A 21,748-nucleotide genomic window follows, 5' to 3' on the forward strand; every position below is an offset into this window, starting at 1 on the left:
CGCATCCGTCCGACTGGCAGGAGCCGTGAGGGGCGGCCGCCGAAGCGGTCGCCCCTCACGCGCCGTGGTCAGACGGAGAGCCTCGCGCGCGTGGCCTGCAAGAGCCGGACGACCGACTCGTCGGCCACGTCCGCGACCTCGTCGTAGCCGAACCAGCGCACGTCGAGGGACTCGTCGCTGACGGCGTGCGCGGCGTCCGGGGGCGCCAGGACGCCGTACTGCACGTCGAAGTGCCAGTGGCACGGGGCCGGGATCGGGTGCCGATCCAGACGCACCGGACCGCCGGGCAGCAGGGACAGCCCCGTGACGCCGGACTCCTCCGTCGCCTCGCGCAGGGCCGCGGCCGCGAGCGAGGTGTCACCGGGCTCGCAGTGGCCGCCCATCTGCAGCCACATCCGCAGCTTCCGGTGCAGGGTCAGCAGCACCCGGCCGCGCTCCGGGTCGACGACCAGACCGCTCGCCGTGAGGTGACCGGCGTGGCAGGCCTTCCACAGACCGTCCGGGTGTTCCGCCAGATGGGTGAGATAGGCCTCGCGCAGCTCCGTCTGGTCCTCGTACCCCTTCAGCACGAGGACCGCGTCGTCGTACAGGCTCACCCGGCGTCGTCACCCTTGCGCTCGTCCTCGCCGCCGTCCTCGGTCCCGGGCTTCTTGAGGTCCGGCTTGTCGGCGGCCTCGCCGAGCATCTTGTCCAGCTCGGAGAAGTCGATCTGCTCGCGGTGCACGAAGCCGTCCGGGTCGTCCAGGTCGGTCGCCGTCGGCAGCATGTCCGGGTGGTGCCACAGGGCGTCGCGGCCGTCGACCCCGCGCGCGTCCGTGAGCGAGGCCCACAGGCGGGAGGCGTCCCGCAGGCGGCGCGGACGCAGCTCCAGGCCGATCAGCGTGGCGAACGTCTGCTCGGCCGGGCCGCCCGAGGCGCGGCGGCGCCGCAGCGTCTCGCGCAGGGCGTCGGCGGACGACAGACGCGGCTTCGCCGCGGCGTGGACCACCGCGTCCACCCAGCCCTCCACGAGTGCCAGCGCGGTCTCCAGGCGGGCCAGGGCGGCCTTCTGCTCGGGCGTGTCCTCGGGCTGGAACATGCCCTGCTGGAGGGCCTCCTGCAGCTGCTCGGGGTTCTGCGGGTCGAACTGGCCGACCACGTCCTCCAGCTTGGCCGTGTCGACCTTGATGCCGCGGGCGTAGCCGTCGACCGCGCCGAACAGGTGCGAGCGCAGCCACGGCACGTGCGCGAAGAGGCGCTGGTGGGCGGCCTCGCGCAGGGCGAGGTAGAGCCGCACCTCCTCCTGGGGGACGCTCAGGTCCTTGCCGAACGTCTCGATGTTGACCGGCAGCAGCGCGGCCTTGCGGGCCGGGCCCAGCGGCAGGCCGATGTCGGACGAGCCGACGACCTCGCCGGCGAGCACGCCGACGGCCTGCCCGATCTGCGTGCCGAACATCGCGCCGCCCATCGAGCGCATCATGCCGATCAGCGGGCCGGCCATGGCCTGCATCTCCTCCGGCAGGACGTCGCCCATGGCGGTGCCGACGCGCTCGGCGACCGGGTCGACGAGCTCCTTCCAGGCGGGCAGGGTGGCCTCGACCCACTCCGCGCGGCTCCAGGCCACCGCCGAGGCGGCGCCGGAGGGCAGGGAGGTGGCGTCGTCGAGCCACAGGTCGGCCAGGCGGACGGCCTCCTCGACGGCGCGGCGCTCGGCGGGGCCGACGCTCGCGTCCTTGGTGCCGTCGGGGGAGCCCTGGGACACCGTCTGGCGGGCGATCTGCTTGGCCATGTCCCAGTTCACCGGGCCGCCCTCGTAGGAGAGCATCTGGCCCAGCTGCTGGAATGCGGCGCCCAGGTCGGTGGGGTTCAGCGACCCGAACATGGCTGCGAACGGATTGTCCGCACCGGGGCCGCCGGGGCCGCCGGGGCCACCGCCGAAGCCTCCGGCTCCGGGCAGGCCGCCGAAACCGAACGGGTTGGCCGGTCCCTGACCACCACCGCTCTGCTGGTCCTTCTTCTTGCCCTCGTCGCCGTCGTCCGGCTCCTCCGGCGGAAGGCCGAATCCGAATGGGGTGTCACTCACGGGATTCCTCGGCTGGTAGGGCCGCCGGTTCTTTCCGGCGGCACGGCTGCCCGACAACACCACCCAGCGTAGACACCCGGGGCGGATCGGGCCTCGGTGCTTCGCCGACTGACGGCCTGCGGCAGGATGGATGCCACCTGGTACGCACGCGTGGCACGCGCTCGTACTGAAGACAACCGCTGGAGACGCCCGGTGAGTTCCCCAGATCCGCAGGTTCGCGCAGCGCGAAACCAGTCAACCAGTTCCGCGAGCCCCGGCGCGCGCGGACCCGTCGTCGCGGTCACCGGCGCCGCGTACGGCGTAGGAGCCCTGCTCACGGAGCGGCTCGCGGCGTCCGACGAGGTCAAGCAGGTCGTGGCCATCGACGAGCGGCGCGGCGAGTGCGCCGCCGCGCAGTGGCACATCCTCGACGTCCGGGACCCGGCCATCGCCGACAAGCTGCGCGGCGCCGACGTGGTCGTCCACCTGGCGCTGGACCTCGACCTGGAGACCGACGCGGCCGCCCGGACGGCCTACAACGTCCGGGGGACCCAGACCGTTCTGACGGCTGCCGCGGCGGCCGGCGTGCACCGGGTCGTGCTGTGCACCTCGACGATGGTCTACGGGGCCCTGCCGGACAACGAGCTGCCGCTGTCGGAGGACGCGGAGCTGCGGGCCACGGCGGAGGCGACGGGCGTCGGCGACCTGCTGGAGGTCGAGCGGCTGGCGCGCCGGGCGCCTCGCGCGCACCCCGGGCTGAACGTCACCGTGGTGCGGCCCGCCGTCCTGGTCGGCGGCACCGACACGGCACTGACCCGGTACTTCGAGTCGCCCCGGCTGCTCGTCGTCGCCGGTTCGCGCCCCGCCTGGCAGTTCTGCCACGTCGAGGACCTGTGCAGCGCGCTGGAGTACGCCGTGCTGGAGAAGGTCGACGGGGAGCTGGCCGTCGGCTGCGACGGATGGCTGGAGCAGGAGGAGGTGGAGGAGCTCAGCGGTATCCGGCGCATGGAGCTGCCGTCGGCGGTCGCGCTGGGGGCGGCGGCGCGGCTGCACCGCATCGGGCTCACCCCGTCCCCCGCGGGCGACCTGGCCTACACGATGTACCCCTGGGTGGTGAGCGGCAGCCGGCTGCACGACGCGGGCTGGCGGCCGCGCCACACCAACGAGGAGGTGCTGGCGCAGCTCCTGGAGGAGGTCTCGGGCCGGCACACGGTCGCGGGACGCCGGCTGGGCCGCAAGGACGCGACGGCCGCGGGTGCCGCCGGCGCGACGGTGGCGCTGCTGGGCGCGGCCGCGGTGGTGCGGCGCGCCCGCAAGGCCCGGCGGCGCATCTGACCTTCGCCTCAAGGCGAGGTGCCTGGTGCGGCGGCGCGCCTGTAGGAGGCTCCAAACGCGTACGCGCGCGTGCCGGTCGATAGCTCTATTCCTCGCTGTCGGTGCCGTACGGCACGATGGGGGCATGGCACCCACGAGCGAGCACCCCGGTGAGCAGGCCGCGCAGGATCCGATCCGGCTGATCGGCATCCGTGAGACGCCCCTCTCCGTGGACGAGGTGTTCCGGGCCGTCGGGGACGACGCGGCCGGGGGCACCGCCCTCTTCGTGGGGACCGTGCGCAACCACGACGGCGGCGCCGACGTCGAGGAGCTCGGCTACTCGTGCCACCCCAGCGCCGAGGCGGAGATGCGGCGGATCGCCGAGAAGGTCGCCGCCGAGTACCCGGTACGGGCGCTGGCCGCCGTGCACCGGGTCGGCGACCTGGCGGTCGGCGACCTCGCCGTGGTCGTCGCCGTGTCCTGCCCGCACCGCGGGGAGGCCTTCGAGGCGTGCCGCAAGCTGATCGACGATCTCAAGCACGAGGTGCCCATCTGGAAGCACCAGAGGTTCTCCGACGGCACCGAGGAGTGGGTCGGCGCCTGCTGATCCCGGGAGCCGGTTTTCCGGTTGCGTAACCGCACCCCTGGCGTGAGCGTTGTCACTGCGGATGGTTAATCTGCTGATCAGTCAGTTCGCGGAGCTCGATGGGGTTGGAGGTCGGCATGGCGGCGCTCGCCTGGTTGCTGATTCCGCTTGTGGCTGCGATCGGCGCCGGTCTGTGGGGAAGTTGGGCCAACCGGACCCGCAAGGTCCGCAACGACGGCCCGGAACTCGTCGGGTACGCCCGCTTCCGCGAGGCCATGGAAAAGCCCCCGGTCCGCTAGCTCAGGGCGGGAAACCAGCAGGTCACAAGCGTTTGACGCCGCAGGGCCGCCCCGGACGGGCGGCCCTGACGGTGCGCTGACAGAGCCGTCCCGTACTGTCGAGTCATGCCACGCCGCACCGCGACGATGCTCGCCTCCACCCTGATGCTGATCGCGCTGCTGTGCGCGGGAGTCTTCATCCCCGTGCCGTACGCGGAGATGTCCCCGGGGCCGACGGTGAACACGCTGGGCGACCACGACGGCGAGCCGGTGCTGCACATCTCGGGGCGCAAGACCTACGCGACCAGCGGCCACCTGAACATGACCACGGTCCGGGTCACCAGCGCCGACTACCGCATGAACCTGGTCGAGGCGGTCTACGGCTGGCTCGCGCACGACAACAAGGTCGTGCCGCACGACACGCTCTATCCGGACGGCAAGACCGAGGAGCAGTCCACCCAGGAGAACGCCGAGGAGTTCAGCCAGTCCCAGGAGAGCGCCAAGGTCGCGGCGCTGAAGGAACTCGACGTGCCGGTGAAGTCCTGGGTGATCGTCTCCACGGTCGTCAAGGGCTCACCGGCCGAGGGCAAGCTGCACGCCGGTGACGTGATCAAGACCGTCGACGGCACGGCGGTCAAGGAGCCGGCCGACGTCGCGAAGCTGGTCACCAAGCACAAGGCCGGCCAGGACGTGCGCTTCACGATCGTGCCGGCCAAGGAGCAGGCCGCCGCGGAGAAGGAGAAGCGGACGCCCACCCGGACGGAGGACGTCACCATCACCACGGCGACGTCCGACGACACGGGCGAGAGGCGCGCCATCGTCGGCATCTCCGCGGGCACGGACCACACGTTCCCGTTCACCATCGACATCAAGCTGGCCGACGTCGGCGGTCCCAGCGCCGGGCTGATGTTCGCGCTCGGCATCTACGACAAGCTCACGCCCGGCAGCCTGACCGGCGGCAAGTTCGTGGCGGGCACCGGCACGATCGACGACCAGGGCAAGGTCGGGCCGATCGGCGGCATCGAGATGAAGACCGTCGGCGCACGGAGCAAGGGCGCCCAGTACTTCCTGACGCCTGCCGACAACTGCGCGGCCGCCGCCAAGGACACCCCCGAGGGCCTCACCCTGATCAAGGTGGACACCATCGAGGACGCCCTCGGCGCGCTGAAGGACCTGCGCAGCGGAGACACCGCGGACCTGCCGACGTGCGGTAAGTAGACCGGGGCCCCGGCAGGCGGCCAGGGCGCAGGGTCGGCCGGGACGTGCGACGAGACGCCCGCGCCCCGGCCGGGCGGAGAGGCGGCCGCTACTCCTCGAAGGTCGCCGTCAGGGCCTGAGCCAGGCCCGGGACCAGGTCCGAGCCGGTCAGGACCTCCGTGGGAGAGTCCTTCTCCTTCAGGCGCAGGGCCGAGTCACGGGTGCCGTCGCGCAGGACCGCGACCGTCATCCGGACCTCCTGGCGGTCCGGGTGGTCCGCCACCCACTTCGTCAGCGCGGCCTCGTCCAGGTCCTTCGGGACCTGCGCCTCCGCGGACGGCGGCAGCATCAGGCGCTCGACGGTGAGGGCGCAGCCGGCCACCGCGTCCGGCCAGGCGATGGTGGCGAGGAACTCGTCGAGGGGCTTGCCCGTCGGGACCTCGTCCTGCTCGATCGGGGTGAGGCCGGCGCTGTCCGGCTCGTCACCGAGACCGAGCCGGTCCGCCAGCGAGGGCTGTTCGGCCTTGAGCCGTGCGGTGTCGACGAGGGCGAAAAGGCGGGCAGGCTGGTCCCAGCCGAGGCCGGAGACGTACTCGTCGATCTCGAGAACGGCCCGGGTGAGCGGGTTCGCAGCCATGGGAGTGTTGGACATGGTCACAATCCTCTCTCGTTCCTCGCCGAAATCGGGAACCGAGTAAACGGTGAGTAAGTTGCATAGGTGGGGGCCCACGATCACGGGGGCCGCTGACGGTCCGTGAAGACGCGGGCCCGACGAATCGACAGCGACTTCGAGGTGCGCACCTTGGCTTTCCAGATGCCGGACCGCGGCGGAGGCCCGACAGGGCCGCGGATGAGAGTGGGCCGCCCGTCCCGGCGTGTCCGGACCCTGCTCATGACGCTGGGCGTCCTGGCCGTCCTCGGCATGGCGTTCACCATGTTCGCGGGGTTCTGGACGGACTGGCTGTGGTACCGGTCGGTGAACTACTCGTCGGTCTTCACCACCACCCTGTGGACCAAGATCGGGCTCTTCTTCGTCTTCGGGCTGCTGATGGCTCTCGCCGTCGGCTTCAACATCTGGCTGGCCCACCGGCTGCGCCCGCCGCTGAGCGCGATGTCGATGGAGCAGCAGAACCTCGACCGCTACCGCATGGGTATCGCGCCCTACAAGAAGTGGCTGCTGCTGGGGATCACCGCCCTTGTGGGCCTGATCGCCGGCGCCTCGGCCTCGGGGCAGTGGCGCACCTGGCTCATGTGGGTCAACGGCGTGCCCTTCGGCCAGAAGGACCCCCAGTTCAAGCTGGACGTCTCCTTCTACGCCTTCGACCTGCCCTGGTACCGGTTCCTGCTCGGCTTCGGCTTCGCCGCCGCGATCCTGTCCCTGATCGCCGCCGCGCTCACCCACTACCTGTACGGCGGGCTGCGCGTCACCAGCCCCGGCGCCCGCGCCACGGCCGCCGCCACCGGCCACCTGTCGGTGCTGCTCGGCATCTTCGTGGCCCTGAAGGCGGTCGCCTACTGGCTCGACCGCTACGGGCTCGCCGTGAAGTCCAGTGACTTCCGGGCCACCGACAACTGGACCGGCCTGCGGTACGTCGACGCCAACGCCTATCTGCCGGCCAAGACGATCCTGTTCTGCATCGCCGTGATCTGCGCGCTGCTGTTCTTCGCCACCCTGTGGCGGCGCACCTGGCAGCTGCCGGTCATCGGCTTCGGCCTGATGGTCCTGTCCGCCATCCTCATCGGCGGCCTCTACCCGGCGATCGTCCAGAAGTTCCAGGTCCAGCCGAACGAGCAGGCCAAGGAAGCGCCGTACGTCGAGAAGAACCTCGAGGCGACGCGCAAGGCCTACGGCATCGACGGCACGAAGGTCACCGACTACTCGGGTACCAGCCCGACCGAGGACAAGTCCACGCTCCGCGACGACGTCGGCTCCACGGCGAGCATCCGCATCATGGACCCGAACATCGTCTCGCCGACCTTCCAGCAGCTCCAGCAGATCAGGAACTACTACGCGTTCCCGACCAACCTGGACGTCGACCGCTACCCCAAGAACGGCAAGGACCAGGACACGGTCCTCGGCCTGCGTGAGATCAACCTCGCGGGCATCCCGAAGAAGAACTGGATCAACAACCACTTCCGCTACACCCACGGCTTCGGCGTGGTCGCCGCCGAGGGCACCAGCGCCGACGCCCAGGGCCGGCCGAACTTCACCGAGTCCGACCTGCCGTCCAAGGGCGACCTCGGCACGTACGAGCAGCGGGTCTACTACGGCGAGAAGACGACCACGTACTCGATCGTCGGCGGTCCCCAGAAGGAGATCGACTACTCCGACGACAACGGCGAGAAGACCACCAGCTACAAGGGCGACAGCGGCGTCAACCTCGCCAACCCGGTCAACCGGGCCGCGTACGCGGTGGCGTTCGGCGAGCCGCAGATCCTGTACTCCGGTGCCATCGGCGAGGGTTCGCGGGTCCTGTACAACCGCACGCCCAAGGAGCGCGTCGAGGCGGTCGCCCCGTGGCTGACCATCGACGGCGACGCCTACCCCGCGGTGGTCAACAAGCGCATCCAGTGGATCGTCGACGCGTACACGACGACGAACGGCTACCCGTACTCCTCGCGCACGACGCTCGGCGACACCACGGCCGACTCGCTGACCGCCACCAACGACAACCGCGCGGTGGTGGCCCAGCAGAACCAGGTCAACTACATCCGCAACTCGGTGAAGGCGACCGTCGACGCCTACACCGGCGAGGTCAAGCTCTACCAGTGGGACACCGAGGACCCCGTCCTGAAGACCTGGATGAAGGCCTTCCCGGACACGGTCGAGCCCAAGAGCGACATCTCCCCGCAGCTGATGGACCACCTGCGCTACCCGCAGGACCTGTTCAAGGTCCAGCGTGAGCTGCTCACCCGCTACCACGTGAAGGACGCCACGACCTTCCTCAGCGGCAGCGAGGTGTGGCAGGTGCCGGACGACCCGACGAACCGGTCGGGCAGCGCGGTTCCGCCGTACTACCTCAGCATGAAGATGCCCGACCAGAAGGCGCAGGCGTTCTCGCTGACGACGACCTTCACGCCCAACGGCCGGGACAACCTCAGTGCGTTCATGGCGGTCGACGCGGAGGCCGGCACCGCCGGCTACGGCAAGATCAGAATCCTGAAACTGCCGACCAACACCACGGTGAACGGACCCAAGCAGGTCCAGAGCCAGTTCAACTCCCAAGAGGACATCGCCGAGTCCATCAGGCTCCTGAGAGGCGGCGACTCCGAAGTCGAGTACGGCAACCTGCTGACGGTCCCGCTCGACGGAGGACTGCTCTACGTGGAGCCGGTCTACGTACGCGGTGGTGGACTGAAGTACCCGCTGCTGCGCAAGGTCCTGGTGACCTACGGAGGCCAGACCGCCTTCGAGAACACGCTCGACGAGGCGCTCAACAAGGTGTTCGGGACGGAGGGTGCGACGCCCGAACCGCCGGACGAGGGCGACAACGACCCGACGCCGCCACCGCCGTCGTCGAAGAACCCGACGGTCCAAGAGGCCCTGGAGGACGCCCAGAAGGCGTTCGACGCGGGCCAGGAAGCCCTGAAGGACAACGACTGGGAGGCGTACGGCCGGGCGCAGGAGGACCTCGAGGACGCCCTGAAGAGGGCCGAGGACGCGCAGGCCGAGGCGGATCGGGGAGCCGGGGGCGGCGCGAGCAAGCCCAGCGGCAGCCCGAGCCCGAAGCCGAGCAGTTAGCGCTCCGGCCTGCGTAAACGACCCACTCCGCGCCGTGATACGGTGGTGAACACAACGGCGCGGGGTGGAGCAGCTCGGTAGCTCGCTGGGCTCATAACCCAGAGGTCGCAGGTTCAAATCCTGTCCCCGCTACTGAAGTCGCGATGTCCGAGTGACGAAGCGGCGACGAAGGCCCGGATTCCACACAGGAATCCGGGCCTTCGTGATGTGTGAACGCATGTACTGGCGGGAGTTGTGGCCGTGCCGCCGGGGGGAGTTGGGCAATCTGTGTTTGACTTGTCTCTCTGTGGGCATGTCGACAAAACGCTGTAGTGACCTCACTGGCTGCGGTATACCAGGTGTACCCAGGTTGCAGGTGGTGCGACGATGGACGTTATGGGGGACAAGGCAACTCTGTTCGAGACAGGGCGTTTTGTGCAGCCTTCCAGCCGGGAGGACACCGAGACCCCGGACGAGACCGGGGAGATCGCCGACGAGGCGGCCGAAGAGCTGCGTCAGCGGCTCGCCGCGGAGGCCGGCGACGTCGAGGCGATGAGTGTCCTCGGGGCCATGCTGCTGCGCCGTGGTGATCTCGACGGTGCCGAACCCCATCTGCGTGCCGCCACCGCCGCGGGCGACCGGGCCGCGGCCAACAACCTGGGAGTCCTCCTCCACCAGCGCGGATACGCCGACGAGGCCGCCGGCTGGTGGCGGATCGCCGCCGTGGCCGGATCCGCGGCGGCCGCGCACGCCCTCGGCCGGCACCACCGCGAGCGCGGGGACGAGCCCGCCGCCGAGTACTGGCTGCGCCAGTCCGCCGAACAGGGCCACACCCTGGGCGCGTACGCGCTCGCCGATCTGCTGGAGCACCGCGCCGACGCCGGGGCCGAGCGGTGGATGCGGGTCGCGGCCGAGCGCGGCCACCGGGAGGCGGCGTACCGGCTGGCGCGGGCACTGGACCGCAGGGCGGCGGGGGAGAACGACGCTGACAACGGTGTCCACGGGGCCGCCGAGGCGGAGCAGTGGTACCGGCAGGCCGCCGCGCGCGGCCACCGCCGGGCGGCGCTGCACCTCGGGACGATCCTGGAGCGGCGCGGTGAGCTGAAGGAGGCCGGGCGCTGGTACCTGACGTCCGCGAAGGACGGCGAGGCGCGGGCCGCCTGCGCGCTCGGCTTCCTGCTGCGTGACGCGGGCGACACCGAGAACGCCGCCGTGTGGTGGCTGCGGGCCGCCCAGGACGGCGACGGCAACGCGGCCAACGCGCTGGGCGCGCTGCACGCCGAGCGGGGCGAGACGCAGACGGCCGAGCGGTGGTACCGGGCGGCGATGGACGCCGGTGACGTGAACGGCGCCTACAACCTCGGGCTGCTCTGCGCCGAGCAGGGCCGGACCCCGCAGGCGGAGCAGTGGTACCGCCGGGCCGCCTACGCCGGGCACCGGGAGGCCGCGAACGCGCTGGCGATCCTGCTGCTGCAGGGAGGCGACGAGACGGGCGCCGAGCCGTGGTTCTCCAAGGCCGCGGAGGCCGGGAGCGTGGACGCCGCGTTCAACCTCGGCATCCTGCACGCCGGGCGGGGCGAGGACGAGGCCGCGCTGGGCTGGTACGAGCGGGCCGCCGCCGCGGGACACACCGAGGCGGCGCTCCAGGTGGGGATGGCGCGGCTGCGCGCCGGCGACGAGCAGGAGGCCGAGCGGCATCTGCGCTGCGCGGCCGGGGGCGGCAGCGCGGAGGCCGCGTATCGGCTGGCGACAGTGCTGGACGCGCGGCGGCCGCCGGAGCCGGCGCACGAGCTCGGGGAGCCGGTGCACCGCCGCAGCGAGTGCGAGGAGTGGTACGAGCGGGCTGCTTCCCAGGGCCACCGGCGGGCGCAGGTCCGGGTCGGCATGCTTGCCGCGGCACGGGGCGACGTCGTCGAGGCGGCCCGGTGGTACCGGGAGGCGGCCGAGGCCGGGTCCCGCAACGGGGCGTTCAACCTCGGGCTGCTGCTGGCGCGGGAAGGCAGTGAGCCGGAGGCGGCGGTCTGGTGGCAGCGTGCGGCCGACGCCGGTCACGGACGGGCGGCGCTGCGGCTCGCCCTGGTCTACGCGCGTCGTGGAGAGCTGGCGGAGGGCCAGCGCTGGGCCGACCGCGCGGCGACGCTCGGCCCCGAGTCCGTGGCGGAACGAGCGGCCCGCCTGCGCGACGCGCTGCGGCAGGAACTGTCGGCGTAGGGGGCGGGCGGGCAGCGACGGCCGGGCGGTGACGGCCGCGGGCGCGGCGTCGGCCGTCGGGTCCGCGCGCTGCGCGTCCTTCGGTCTGCTGCGCGTCCCTTTGCCCTACGTGTCGCGCGTTCGTCGGACCTGCGTGCCGTGCCGCGCGGTCACCGGCCGGCCCTGGGCGGTGAGCGGCCCCGACAGAGAGGGCCGCTGTGCCGCGACCGGGTTGCCGACCGCACCGGGTTCAGATTCGGCTTCGGGCCGGGGGACGCCGCAGTCACGCTCGTTCCGCCCGGTCCGGTGCGGGACAGGCGCGGGCCCGGTGCCTGTCCTGTGGGGCGGCCCCCCTGCCCTCGACACACTGTCCAGCGGAAAGCGATTTGCATCTGGTCTCGGCATTGACGTAACGTTGCATTCATCGCCGCGGGGTGGAGCAGCTCGGTAGCTCGCTGGGCTCATAACCCAGAGGTCGCAGGTTCAAATCCTGTCCCCGCTACTGATAGCCGAGGGCCGGAATCCGAAAGGGTTCCGGCCCTCGGTCGTTGGCGTGCTGTGCAGCCGCCCGGCTCTCCGTGCAGCAGAAAGCCCCGGCACCCATCGGTGCCGGGGCTTACGCGTGGAGACTCTAGGCCGCCGCGCAGTTCGGGCAGACGCCGCGGTACGTGACCTCGACGTCCGAGACGGTGAAGCCGAAACGCTCCGTGTCGGGCAGATCCGCCAGCGGGTTGCCGACCGGGTGGACGTCGCGGATCGCGCCGCACTGGGCGCAGACCAGGTGGTGATGCGGCCGGTGGGCGTTCGGGTCGTACCGCTTGGCGCGCTGGTCGGTGGAGACCTCCAGCACCTCACCGAGCGTCACGAGCTCACCGAGCGTGTTGTAGACGGTCGCCCGGGAGATCTCCGGCAGCTTGGCGACGGCCCGTGCGTGGACCTCGTCGGCCGTCAGATGGACGTGTTCGCCGTCGAGGACCTCGGCCACGACGCGCCGCTGCGCGGTCATCCGCCATCCGCGTCCGCGCAGGCGTTCCAGAAGGTCACTCATGGCCACCAGCCTAACAGCTAAGGGGACCAGGTCCCGAACAGGTGTGAGATTGGAGTCTCACTTGCTTTAGACAATGTCTATTGTAGGATCGAGAACGGCTTTGGCCAAGTAACAAGATTGACCAGGATCGGTGCAGGAGGCGCACGTGACGCAGGGACCGCTTACGACGGAGGCCGGGGCTCCGGTCGCCGACAATCAGAACAGCGAGACCGCGGGCGTCGGCGGCCCCGTACTCGTCCAGGACCAGCTGCTGCTGGAGAAGCTGGCCCACTTCAACCGGGAGCGGATCCCGGAGCGGGTGGTGCACGCCCGCGGCGCCGGCGCGTACGGCACGTTCACGGTGACGGCCGACGTCACGCCCTACACGCGCGCCGCGTTCCTCGGCGAGATCGGCAAGCAGACCGAGGTCTTCCTGCGCTTCTCGACCGTGGCCGGCAACCTCGGCGCGGCGGACGCCGTGCGCGACCCGCGCGGTTTCGCCCTCAAGTTCTACACCGAGGAGGGCAACTACGACCTCGTCGGCAACAACACCCCGGTGTTCTTCATCAAGGACGCCATCAAGTTCCCGGACTTCATCCACACCCAGAAGCGCGACCCGTACACCGGCTCGACCGAGGCGGACAACGTCTGGGACTTCTGGAGCCTGTCGCCCGAGTCCACGCACCAGGTGACCTGGCTGTTCGGTGACCGGGGCATCCCCGCCTCCTACCGCCACATGGACGGCTTCGGCTCGCACACCTTCCAGTGGAACAACGAGGCCGGCGAGGCCTTCTGGGTCAAGTACCACTTCAAGACCGACCAGGGCATCAAGAACCTGACCAGCGCGGAGGCCGCCCGGCTCGCCGGTGAGGACCCCGACTCCCACCAGCGCGACCTGCGCGAGGCCATCGAGCGGGGCGAGTACCCGAGCTGGACCGTCGGCGTGCAGATCATGCCGGTGGCCGACGCGGCGACGTACCGGTTCAACCCGTTCGACCTGACCAAGGTCTGGCCGCACGCGGACTACCCGGTCGTCGAGATAGGCAAGCTGGAGCTCAACCGCAACCCGGAGAACATCTTCGCCGAGGTCGAGCAGTCGATCTTCAGCCCCGCCCACTTCGTGCCGGGCATCGGTCCCTCCCCGGACAAGATGCTCCAGGGCCGCCTCTTCGCGTACGGCGACGCCCACCGCTACCGCGTCGGCATCAACGCCGACCACCTGCCGGTGAACCGCCCGCACGCCACCGTGGCGCGCACCCACTCGCGGGACGGCCGGCTCTACGACGGCCGCCACGGGGGCGCGAAGAACTACGAGCCGAACAGCTTCGGCGGGCCGTTCCAGACGGACCGTCCGCTGTGGTCGGCCGTCGCGGTCGGCGGTACCACCGGCAACCACGAGGCGCCCGTCCACGCCGAGGACGACGACTTCGTGCAGGCGGGCAACCTCTACCGGCTCATGTCGGAGGACGAGAAGGAGCGCCTGGTCGCCAACCTGGCGGGCTTCATCGCCAAGGTCTCCCGCGACGACATCGCCGAGCGGGCGATCGACAACTTCCGTCGTGCCGACGGAGACTACGGCAAGCGGCTGGAGGCCGCGGTCCAGGCCCTGCGCGGCTGAACTCCAGCACTGGACCGCTTGCGGTAGTGGACGGGCCGGGTCCCCCTGCGGGGGCCCGGCCCGTCCGTGCGTCTAGGCGGGAACGCGCTGACGCGCGGGCACCCAGCAGCGGATGATGTCGCGGACGGAGACGATGCCGGCGGGTTCGCCGCCGTCCAGCACGATCAGGTGCCGGAATCCGCCGTGTGTCATGGCGCTCGCCGCCTCCTCCAGGGTCCAGGCCGGAGCGGCGAACACGACGTCGGTGGTGGTGTGGGCGTGGGCGTGTTCCGTGTCCGGGTCCTGGCCCAGGCCCACGGAGTTGAGGATGTCGCGTTCGGTGAGGATGCCGATGCCGCCGGCGTCGGGGTCGTGCACGACGGCCGCGCCGACCCGGCGTGCCGACATCAGTGCGGCGGCCTGGCGCAGGGTGTGGGTCGGTCCGATGGTGAGGACGACGGTGCTCATGGCGTCACGGACGAGCATGAAAGGAGCCACCTCCTGGGAGTGTCCCGCAGCTTGTTCATGATTTCACAAGTTCACAAGCGGGGGGACTCTCAGAGTGGCAGGCAAAGGGACGGTCAAACAAGAGGGCGCTCGTAACAACAGGGCGCTCAGTAGCGCTGGTTGAGATATCCCAGCAGTTCGTCGTGGAGCAGGCCGTTGGACGCGGCCGCGTTGCCGCTGTGCGGGCCCGGGCGGGAGTCCAGCCCGGTGAAGGTGCCGCCGGCCTCCGTGACGATGATCGCCGTGGCGGCCATGTCCCACAGGGACAGCTCCGGTTCGGCGCACATGTCGACCGCGCCCTCCGCGACCATCATGTACGGCCAGAAGTCGCCGTACGCGCGCGTGCGCCACACCGCGCGGGTCAGGTCGAGGAAGCCGTCGAGGCGGCCCTGCTCCTCCCAGCCGCTGAGCGAGGAGTACGCGAAGGAGGCGTCGGCGAGCTTCGAGACGCGCGAGACCTGCAGCCGCGACGCCTTGGTGAGGCTGCGGCCGGTGAACGCGCCGTGGCCCTTCGCCGCCCACCAGCGGCGGCCCAGGGCCGGGGCGGAGACGACGCCCACCACGGGCTGGAAACCGCCCTCGCCGGCTTCCATCAGTGAGATGAGCGTGGCCCAGACGGGGACGCCGCGGACGTAGTTCTTCGTGCCGTCGATCGGGTCGATCACCCAGCGGCGCGGGCCGGTGCCCTCGACGCCGTACTCCTCGCCGAGGATCGCGTCCCTCGGCCGGGCGCGCTGGAGCTGGCCGCGGATGAGCTCCTCCGCGGCCTTGTCCGCCTCGCTGACCGGGGTCATGTCCGGTTTGGTCTCGACCTTGAGGTCGAGAGCCTTGAAGCGGTCCGTCGTCGCGGCGTCGGCGGCGTCGGCCAGGACGTGTGCGAGACGCAGGTCGTCGAGGTAGTCGGGCATGCGACGAACCTATCGGCCGAGGTGGGGGTGGGGCCACCGGGGCTTGGCGGGGGCGGGGGAGCAGGCGTGCGGCACGGCGGCACGGCGGTGGGCGGCGGGGTGCGGTGTGGCACGGCCTGGAGCGAACATCCCGCGCGGCGTGGACCGCCGGAGTGGACGCCCCGCGTGGTGCGGCCGGAACGCGCCCCCGCGCGCGTTCGTGAACCCTTGACAGTGGTCGCGTGCGCGTCAAACTTGGGGCGCAGAGCCGCTCGCCCCAAGGGGAGGCGATGATGCCTGCAGCGCGGGAATCGCTACTGGACGCCGCGTACACGGCGCTGACGCGCCGGCCCTGGTCCACCGTGCGGATGGTGGACGTGGCCGCGGCGGCGGGGGTGTCCCGGCAGACGCTGTACAACGAGTTCGGCAGCAAGGACGGCCTCGCCCGGGCCCTGGTGCGCCGTGAGGCCGACGGATACCTGGCCGGGGTCGACCGGGCGCTCGCCGCGCACGCCGATCCCCGGGAGCGGATCACCGCCGCCGCCGACTGGACTGCCTCGGCCGCCCGCGACAACGCCCTGGTCCGCGCCATGCTCACCGGCTGCTGGAGCGCACGCCTGCCCTCTCCGGTCCTGACGGCCGTACCGTCCGGGTCCGCCGTGCCGGCCCAGCGACGTGCCGACGGTCCGCTGCCCTCGCCCGGGGACTTCGTCGCCCTGGTCCGCGACCGGGCCGTCACGGCCCTGGCCGGCCCGGGCGCGCCCTCGTCCGAGACCGCCGACCTGGCCCGCTCCTGTGAACTCGCCGTCCGGCTCGCCCTGTCCTGCGTGGCCGCGCCACCCGCCGAGGGCGGCGTCGCCGACCTGGTCCGCGGCGCCCTGCACCGACAGGCCGGCTGACGTTCCGTCGGCAGCGGAGCGCCGGCCTGCCGACCGGCTCACGGATTCCGCCGGTTGACGTGCCGTCAGTGCGCCGACCCCGACAACTGCAGTCCGATCACGCCGATGATGACGAAACTGATCGACACGATCTTCAGTGTCGACACCAGGTCGCCCAGGAAGACCATGCCGTAGATCGCGGTGCCCGCCGCGCCGATGCCGGTCCACACGGCGTACGCGGGGCCCACGTCGAGTCTCTTCAGCGCCAGGGTCAGCAGGCCGAAACTGCCGAGCGCGAACGCGCAGAACGCGATGGTCGGCCAGAGCCGGGTGAAGCCGTGCGACAGCTTCAGGCACACGGCGAAGCCGGTCTCCAGCAGCCCTGCCACGATGACCAGCAGCCACGCCATGAGGTGTCCTCCCGTTTCCCACGTCCGGTGACCGCTACGTCCGGGTCCGTGGAGCTTTGGTCAGGCTTGCATCCGGCTCGGTGCGATTATGCACTTACCGTCCGCGGGCCAGGACAAACAACGCGGAGCTCAGTCCCCTTCGGTGCGCTCCCGCGTGGCCAGCAGCCGCCGCAGCGAGTACAGCCGGGCCGGATCGGCGTGGCCCTCGGCCACCCAGGCGTCCAGCGCGCAGTCCGGCTCGTCGTGGCTGCACGCGCGGGGGCAGCCCTCGGTGCCCGGCTCCAGGTCCGGGAAGGCGTGGATGACCCGGGACGGGTCGACGTGGTTGAGCCCGAAGGACCGCACGCCGGGGGTGTCGATCACCCAGCCGTCGCCCCCGGACAGCGGCAGGGCCAGCGCCGAGGTGGTGGTGTGCCGGCCGCGCCCCGTCACCGCGTTGACGTGCCCGGTCGAACGGCGCCGCTCCTGCGGCACCAGCGCGTTCACGAGGGTCGTCTTGCCCACCCCGGAGTGGCCGACGAACGCGGTGATCCTGCCGTCGAGCTGCTCGCGCACCCGGGCCACGGCCACACCGCTGTCCAGTTCCGCGCGGCTGGTGACCACGTAGGGGATGTCCAGGTCGCCGTACAGCTCCAGCAGCTTCTCGGGCGGGGCGAGGTCGGACTTGGTGAGGACCAGCAGCGGTTCGAGACCACCGTCGTAGGCCGCGACCAGGCAGCGGTCGATCAGCCGCGGGCGGGGCTCCGGATCGGCCAGGGCGGTGACGACCGCCAGCTGGTCGGCGTTGGCCACGACGACCCGCTCGAACGGGTCGTCGTCGTCGGCCGTGCGGCGCAGGACCGAGGTGCGCTCCTCGATGCGCACGATCCGCGCCAGCGTGTCCTTCTTCCCGGACAGGTCGCCCACCAGGGCCACCCGGTCGCCCACGACCGCGGCCTTGCGGCCCAGTTCGCGGGCCTTCATCGCCATGACCACGCGGTCCCCGACCAGGCACTTTAGGCGGCCCCGGTCGACGGTCAGCACGAGGCCCTCGGCGGCGTCCTCGTGCTTGGGCCGGATGTTCGTCCGGGGCCGGGTGTTGCGGCGGCCCGGACGGGTGCGGATGTCGTCCTCGTCGGTGTGCTTGCCGTAGCGGCGCATGACCTGGTCCCCGCGTCCTACGCCCCGAGCATCCCGGTCCACAGGTCGGGGAAGTCCGGCAGCGTCTTGGCCGTCGTCGCCACGTTCTCGATCTGCACGCCCTCGACCGCGAGGCCGATGATCGCGCCGGCCGTGGCCATGCGGTGGTCGTCGTAGGTGTGGAAGATGCCGCCGTGCAGCCGGCGCGGGCGGATGTGCAGGCCGTCGGCGGTCTCGGTGACGTCGCCGCCGAGTTCGTTGATCTCCTTGGTCAGCGCGGCCAGCCGGTCCGTCTCGTGCAGGCGCAGGTGGGCCACGCCGCGCAGGGTGGACGGGGAGTCGGCGAGGGCGGCGACGGCAGCGATGCCCGGGGTCAGCTCGCCGACCTCGCTCAGGTCGACGTCGATGCCGTGGATCGAGCCGGACCCGGTGAACACCAGGCCGGACTCGGTCAGTTCGCAGGATCCACCCATCTCGGTGAAGATCTCGCGCAGCTTGTCACCGGGCTGGGTGGTGCGGGCCGGCCAGTCCGGGACGACGACCCGGCCGCCGGTCACCAGCGCCGCCGCCAGGAACGGCTGGGCGTTGGACAGGTCCGGCTCGATCACCAGGTCCCGGCCCAGCAGCGCGCCCGGCGTCACGCGCCAGACGTTCGGCTCACCGCCCGACTCGGGCGTGTCCACCTGCGCGCCGACCGCGCGCAGCATGTCGACGGTCATGCGGATGTGCGGCAGGGAGGGCAGGGTGGCGCCGGTGTGGCGGACCTCCACGCCCTGGTTGAAGCGCGGGCCGGACAGCAGCAGGGCGCTGACGAACTGCGACGAGGAGGACGCGTCGACCGCCACGGGGCCGCCGTCCAGGGCGCCGCCGCCGTGCACCGTCATCGGCAGCGCGCCGCGTCCGTCGTCGTCGATCCGGGCGCCGAGCAGGCGCAGGGCGTCGATCACGCCGGTCAGGGGGCGCTCGTAGGAGCGGGGGTCACCGTCGAAGCGGACGGGGCCGTCGGCCAGCGCGGCCACCGGCGGCAGGAACCGCATCACCGTGCCGGCGTTGCCGACGTCGACCGTGGCCGGGCCGCGCAGACCCGTCGGCAGCACGCGCCAGGCCTCTCCGGTGCCGTCGGGGCCCACGCCCTCCTCGATCTCCACGCCCATCGCGCGCAGCGCGCCGGCCATCAGCAGCGTGTCGCGGGAGCGCAGCGGGCGCCGCAGCCAGCCGGGCTCGGAGGCGAGGGCGGCGAGCACCAGGGCACGGTTGGTGACGGACTTGGACCCCGGCACGTGGACCGTCGCGTCGACGGCTCCGCTCGCGTGCGGGGCGGGCCAGAGGGCGGTTTCTGCGGTGTTCGGGGCCATGCCCTCACTTTATCGGCAGGCCGTGCCGCGGATGGTGCGCCGTCGGGCCGGCAGCGCCCGCACGGCGGAGCCGGACGGCCGCGGACGGCGGTCGGGGCGGGCCGCGACCTGCGGGCCGCCCCACCCGCCGTGGAGGGTCCCCCGGTGAGGGAGCCGCGCCGCGGCACACCCCGTCCGGGTGCGCGCGCGGCCGCGGGGCGTCACAGGCCCAGCAGCCAGCGGCCGCCGCCGAGCAGGGAGCACAGCGACACCGCGTGGAACAGGAAGAACCACAGGCCCGCCGGTACGTGCGTCAGGCGGGACAACTGGTCCGCGTCCGAGTCACCCGCACCGCCCCGGGACCGCTTCGCCTGCAGCTCGAAGGCCGGCCGCACCCCGCCGACCAGCAGGAACCACACCACCGCGTACGCGAAGGCCGCCTGCACCTGCGGTCCGGCCAGCCACGACACCACGACGAACAGCCCCCCGGTGACGAGCATGGTCAGGGCGCCGTAGGCGTTGCGGATCATCACGAGCATCGCCAGCAGCAGGGCCGTCGCCAGCCACAGCAGGAGCGTGATGCGGCCGGTCCCCAGCAGGGCGGCGCCGCCCAGGCCGAGCAGGGGCGGGGCGGTGTAGCCGGCGGCGGCCGTGAGGATCATGCCGATGCCGTGCGGCTTGCCCCGGCTGACCGTCAGGCCGCTGGTGTCCGAGTGCAGCCGGATGCCGGTCAGCGTCCGGCCGGTGAGCAGGGCCACGAGCCCGTGCCCGCCCTCGTGGGCGATGGTGATGGCGTTGCGGGAGACGCGCCACAGACCGTGCGGGATCACCACGGCGAGCGCGGCGGCCAGGGTCGCGATCACCACCCACAGGTCGGGCTCGGGCTGGGTCCCGGCGACCTCGTCCCAGAGGGAGGCGAGCGAGGCGGATGCTATGTGGTCCATGTCGGCGGGGGGCTCCTCCGGGTCGCGCGGGTCTGGCAGTGTGGCACGTCTGCGCGGACGGTACCGAAAGACGCCTCGGGGCCGGCGATCGTTCCCGGCTCTGCCACCCTTGAACCCGTCCGGGCCGCGCCGGCCCGGAGGTGTTCTGGCGTGTGCGCAGGTCGGAGGGGTAGGACACACATGTGCGGACGGTATGCGGCCAGTCGCAGTCCGGAGGAGCTCGCGGAGATCTTCGGGATCGAGACGTGGGAGCCCGAGGAGACCCTGGAGCCCGACCACAACGTGGCGCCCACGAAAGAGGTCCACGCCGTCCTGGACCGCCCCCTGAAGGACACCGGCGACCCGCGGCCCGTCCGGCAGCTGCGCCGGCTGAAGTGGGGCCTGGTCCCGTCCTGGGCGAAGACCCCCGAGGGCGCAGCCCGGATGATCAACGCCCGCGCGGAGACCGTGCACGAGAAGCCCTCCTACCGCCGCGCCTTCACCTCCCGGCGCTGCATCCTGCCCGCCGACGGCTACTACGAGTGGGTCACCGGCACCCAGGAGCGCGAGCTGGAGGTCGAGGGACGCCGCAAGCGGCCCCGTAAGCAGCCCTACTTCGTGACCCCGGCCGACGGGTCGGTCTTCGCCATGGCGGGCCTCTACGAGTTCTGGCGGGACAGGACCCTGCCCGACGACCACCCGCTCGCCTGGTGGGTGACGTGCTCGGTGATCACCACGGAGGCCGAGACGAGCCCGCTGGCGGTGGCCCCGGCCGAGGGGCCGCGGGCACTGGCCGACATCCACCCGCGGATGCCGCTGATGCTGACCCCCGACCGCTGGGACGCCTGGCTGGACCCCGCCCGTACCGACCCCGACGGGTTGCGCGACCTGCTCGCGCCGCCGCCCGCCGGCCTGATGCGCGCCTACCCCGTCGCCACGGCCGTCAGCAACGTCCGCAACAACGGGCCGGAGCTGCTGAAGGAGCTGGACGGGCCCGAGGAGGGCACACTCTTCTGACGTGACGCAACGAACGAAGGCGGCCGGCCCGGACACCGAGACCGTCGAGACCGACGCCGGGACCGCCCGGATCACCTGGCATCGGGCCCCGCAGCCGCGGCTCGTGCTGGCCGTCGGCCACGGCGCCGGCGGCGGCATCGAGGCCCGCGACCTGGTGGCCCTGGCCGACGTCCTGCCCGCCCGCGGCGTGACCGTCGCCCTGGTCGAGCAGCCCTGGCGGGTGGCCGGCAAGAAGCTGGCGCCCGCACCGAAGACGCTGGACACCGGCTGGCGGGGCCTGTGGCACGCCCTGGCCGCCCCCGGGCTGCCGGTCGTCGCGGGCGGCCGCAGCGCCGGCGCCCGGGTGGCCTGCCGCACCGCCGGCGAGCTGGGCGCCCACGCCGTGCTCGCGCTGAGCTTCCCGCTCCACCCGCCCGGCAAGCCGGACCGGTCCCGCGCCGCGGAACTGCTGGGCGCGGGCGTGCCCACCCTGGTCGTGCAGGGCGGCAACGACCCCTTCGGCAGACCCGCGGAGTTTCCCGAAGGGCCGTACCGGCTCGTGGAGGTTCCGTACGGGGATCACGGCTTCGCCGTGCCGAAGCGTGCGGAGATCTCGCAGGACGAGGCCGTGGCGGTCCTCACCGACGCGGTCGCGCGGTGGACCGGGTCACTCGGGTAAAGCTTCGGGAATGCCGGGGCGGTGGTCGCTGTTGTGCGGGGCGTACGTGCTGGAGACCAGCAGC

Annotated in this window: 20 protein-coding genes and 2 tRNA genes; 12 read left to right on the forward strand and 10 right to left on the reverse strand. The window is 71.9% G+C overall.

The window, feature by feature from the left end:
- Nucleotides 1–68: 68 nt before the first annotated feature.
- Together ACFYWG_RS18710 and ACFYWG_RS18715 are read right to left on the reverse strand one after the other, a co-directional pair.
- Nucleotides 69–596, reverse strand: a complete 528-nt coding sequence (locus tag ACFYWG_RS18710; protein ID WP_389202297.1) for an NUDIX hydrolase — start codon at nucleotides 594–596, stop codon at nucleotides 69–71.
- Nucleotides 593–2,062: a zinc-dependent metalloprotease gene (locus tag ACFYWG_RS18715; RefSeq protein ID WP_376328780.1), complete on the reverse strand. Its 1,470-nt coding sequence runs from the start codon at nucleotides 2,060–2,062 to the stop codon at nucleotides 593–595. The genes ACFYWG_RS18710 and ACFYWG_RS18715 overlap by 4 nt, the downstream gene beginning before the upstream one ends.
- Nucleotides 2,063–2,254: 192 nt before the next feature.
- Between ACFYWG_RS18715 and ACFYWG_RS18720 the strand changes: the two genes are divergently transcribed.
- From ACFYWG_RS18720 to ACFYWG_RS18735, 4 genes are all read left to right on the forward strand, one after another.
- Nucleotides 2,255–3,376: an SDR family oxidoreductase gene (locus tag ACFYWG_RS18720; RefSeq protein ID WP_376328777.1), complete on the forward strand. Its 1,122-nt coding sequence runs from the start codon at nucleotides 2,255–2,257 to the stop codon at nucleotides 3,374–3,376.
- Nucleotides 3,377–3,500: 124 nt separating this feature from the next.
- Entirely contained in the window at nucleotides 3,501–3,962 is a 462-nt protein-coding gene (locus tag ACFYWG_RS18725; RefSeq protein WP_376328776.1) for a molybdenum cofactor biosynthesis protein MoaE, read from the forward strand.
- 116 nt (nucleotides 3,963–4,078) lie between these two features.
- Complete coding sequence (locus tag ACFYWG_RS18730; protein ID WP_376328773.1) at nucleotides 4,079–4,240, forward strand: hypothetical protein; 162 nt, start codon at nucleotides 4,079–4,081, stop codon at nucleotides 4,238–4,240.
- Between the two features lie 105 nt (nucleotides 4,241–4,345).
- Complete coding sequence (locus tag ACFYWG_RS18735) at nucleotides 4,346–5,437, forward strand: PDZ domain-containing protein (RefSeq protein ID WP_389202301.1); 1,092 nt, start codon at nucleotides 4,346–4,348, stop codon at nucleotides 5,435–5,437.
- An 88-nt stretch (nucleotides 5,438–5,525) separates the two neighbouring features.
- On the opposite strand, the gene ACFYWG_RS18740 is transcribed toward ACFYWG_RS18735, so the two are convergent.
- Nucleotides 5,526–6,068 (reverse strand): PPA1309 family protein, encoded by a 543-nt coding sequence (locus ACFYWG_RS18740; RefSeq protein ID WP_376328768.1) that lies wholly within the window; start codon nucleotides 6,066–6,068, stop codon nucleotides 5,526–5,528.
- Nucleotides 6,069–6,230: 162 nt separating this feature from the next.
- On the opposite strand from ACFYWG_RS18740, the gene ACFYWG_RS18745 reads away from it, so the two are divergent.
- From ACFYWG_RS18745 to ACFYWG_RS18760, 4 genes are all read left to right on the forward strand, one after another.
- Entirely contained in the window at nucleotides 6,231–9,158 is a 2,928-nt protein-coding gene (locus tag ACFYWG_RS18745; RefSeq protein ID WP_385416746.1) for a UPF0182 family protein, read from the forward strand.
- A gap of 58 nt (nucleotides 9,159–9,216) precedes the next feature.
- Nucleotides 9,217–9,290 (forward strand) — tRNA-Met (locus ACFYWG_RS18750).
- 234 nt (nucleotides 9,291–9,524) lie between these two features.
- A complete protein-coding gene (locus ACFYWG_RS18755) occupies nucleotides 9,525–11,348 on the forward strand; it encodes a tetratricopeptide repeat protein (protein ID WP_385416521.1) in 1,824 nt (607 codons plus the stop codon).
- Between the two features lie 407 nt (nucleotides 11,349–11,755).
- Nucleotides 11,756–11,829 (forward strand) — tRNA-Met (locus ACFYWG_RS18760).
- Between the two features lie 129 nt (nucleotides 11,830–11,958).
- On the opposite strand, the gene ACFYWG_RS18765 is transcribed toward ACFYWG_RS18760, so the two are convergent.
- Nucleotides 11,959–12,375: a Fur family transcriptional regulator gene (locus ACFYWG_RS18765; RefSeq protein WP_376328764.1), complete on the reverse strand. Its 417-nt coding sequence runs from the start codon at nucleotides 12,373–12,375 to the stop codon at nucleotides 11,959–11,961.
- A 145-nt stretch (nucleotides 12,376–12,520) separates the two neighbouring features.
- Between ACFYWG_RS18765 and ACFYWG_RS18770 the strand changes: the two genes are divergently transcribed.
- Nucleotides 12,521–13,972 carry a catalase gene (locus ACFYWG_RS18770; RefSeq protein ID WP_389202304.1) on the forward strand — a complete coding sequence of 484 codons (1,452 nt, stop codon included), beginning with the start codon at nucleotides 12,521–12,523 and terminating at the stop codon, nucleotides 13,970–13,972.
- A gap of 72 nt (nucleotides 13,973–14,044) precedes the next feature.
- Here the strand turns inward: ACFYWG_RS18770 and ACFYWG_RS18775 are convergent, their stop codons facing one another.
- The gene (locus ACFYWG_RS18775) at nucleotides 14,045–14,437 is read right to left on the reverse strand and encodes a cyclic nucleotide-binding/CBS domain-containing protein (RefSeq protein ID WP_383509364.1); all 393 of its coding nucleotides are present in this window, start codon (nucleotides 14,435–14,437) and stop codon (nucleotides 14,045–14,047) included.
- A gap of 128 nt (nucleotides 14,438–14,565) precedes the next feature.
- Entirely contained in the window at nucleotides 14,566–15,366 is an 801-nt protein-coding gene (gene hisN / locus ACFYWG_RS18780; RefSeq protein ID WP_376328756.1) for a histidinol-phosphatase, read from the reverse strand.
- A 269-nt stretch (nucleotides 15,367–15,635) separates the two neighbouring features.
- Here hisN and ACFYWG_RS18785 point away from each other — a divergent pair, with 269 nt between their 5' ends.
- A complete protein-coding gene (locus tag ACFYWG_RS18785) occupies nucleotides 15,636–16,244 on the forward strand; it encodes a TetR/AcrR family transcriptional regulator (protein ID WP_389202307.1) in 609 nt (202 codons plus the stop codon).
- A gap of 65 nt (nucleotides 16,245–16,309) precedes the next feature.
- On the opposite strand, the gene ACFYWG_RS18790 is transcribed toward ACFYWG_RS18785, so the two are convergent.
- The 4 genes from ACFYWG_RS18790 to ACFYWG_RS18805 form a co-directional block, all read right to left on the reverse strand.
- A complete protein-coding gene (locus tag ACFYWG_RS18790) occupies nucleotides 16,310–16,633 on the reverse strand; it encodes a multidrug efflux SMR transporter (RefSeq protein ID WP_369193789.1) in 324 nt (107 codons plus the stop codon).
- 129 nt (nucleotides 16,634–16,762) lie between these two features.
- Nucleotides 16,763–17,773 carry a ribosome small subunit-dependent GTPase A gene (gene rsgA / locus ACFYWG_RS18795; protein ID WP_389202309.1) on the reverse strand — a complete coding sequence of 337 codons (1,011 nt, stop codon included), beginning with the start codon at nucleotides 17,771–17,773 and terminating at the stop codon, nucleotides 16,763–16,765.
- Between the two features lie 17 nt (nucleotides 17,774–17,790).
- Nucleotides 17,791–19,107 (reverse strand): 3-phosphoshikimate 1-carboxyvinyltransferase, encoded by a 1,317-nt coding sequence (gene aroA, locus ACFYWG_RS18800; RefSeq protein ID WP_383509355.1) that lies wholly within the window; start codon nucleotides 19,105–19,107, stop codon nucleotides 17,791–17,793.
- Between the two features lie 200 nt (nucleotides 19,108–19,307).
- Nucleotides 19,308–20,030, reverse strand: a complete 723-nt coding sequence (locus tag ACFYWG_RS18805; protein ID WP_376328746.1) for a M50 family metallopeptidase — start codon at nucleotides 20,028–20,030, stop codon at nucleotides 19,308–19,310.
- A gap of 180 nt (nucleotides 20,031–20,210) precedes the next feature.
- Here ACFYWG_RS18805 and ACFYWG_RS18810 point away from each other — a divergent pair, with 180 nt between their 5' ends.
- Entirely contained in the window at nucleotides 20,211–21,026 is an 816-nt protein-coding gene (locus ACFYWG_RS18810) for an SOS response-associated peptidase (protein ID WP_385416535.1), read from the forward strand.
- Nucleotide 21,027: 1 nt separating this feature from the next.
- Entirely contained in the window at nucleotides 21,028–21,684 is a 657-nt protein-coding gene (locus tag ACFYWG_RS18815) for an alpha/beta family hydrolase (protein WP_389202313.1), read from the forward strand.
- Nucleotides 21,685–21,748 lie beyond the last annotated feature (64 nt).

It is taken from the genome of Streptomyces sp. NPDC003456, assembly GCF_042878735.1.
Taxonomy (GTDB): Bacteria; Actinomycetota; Actinomycetes; order Streptomycetales; family Streptomycetaceae; genus Streptomyces.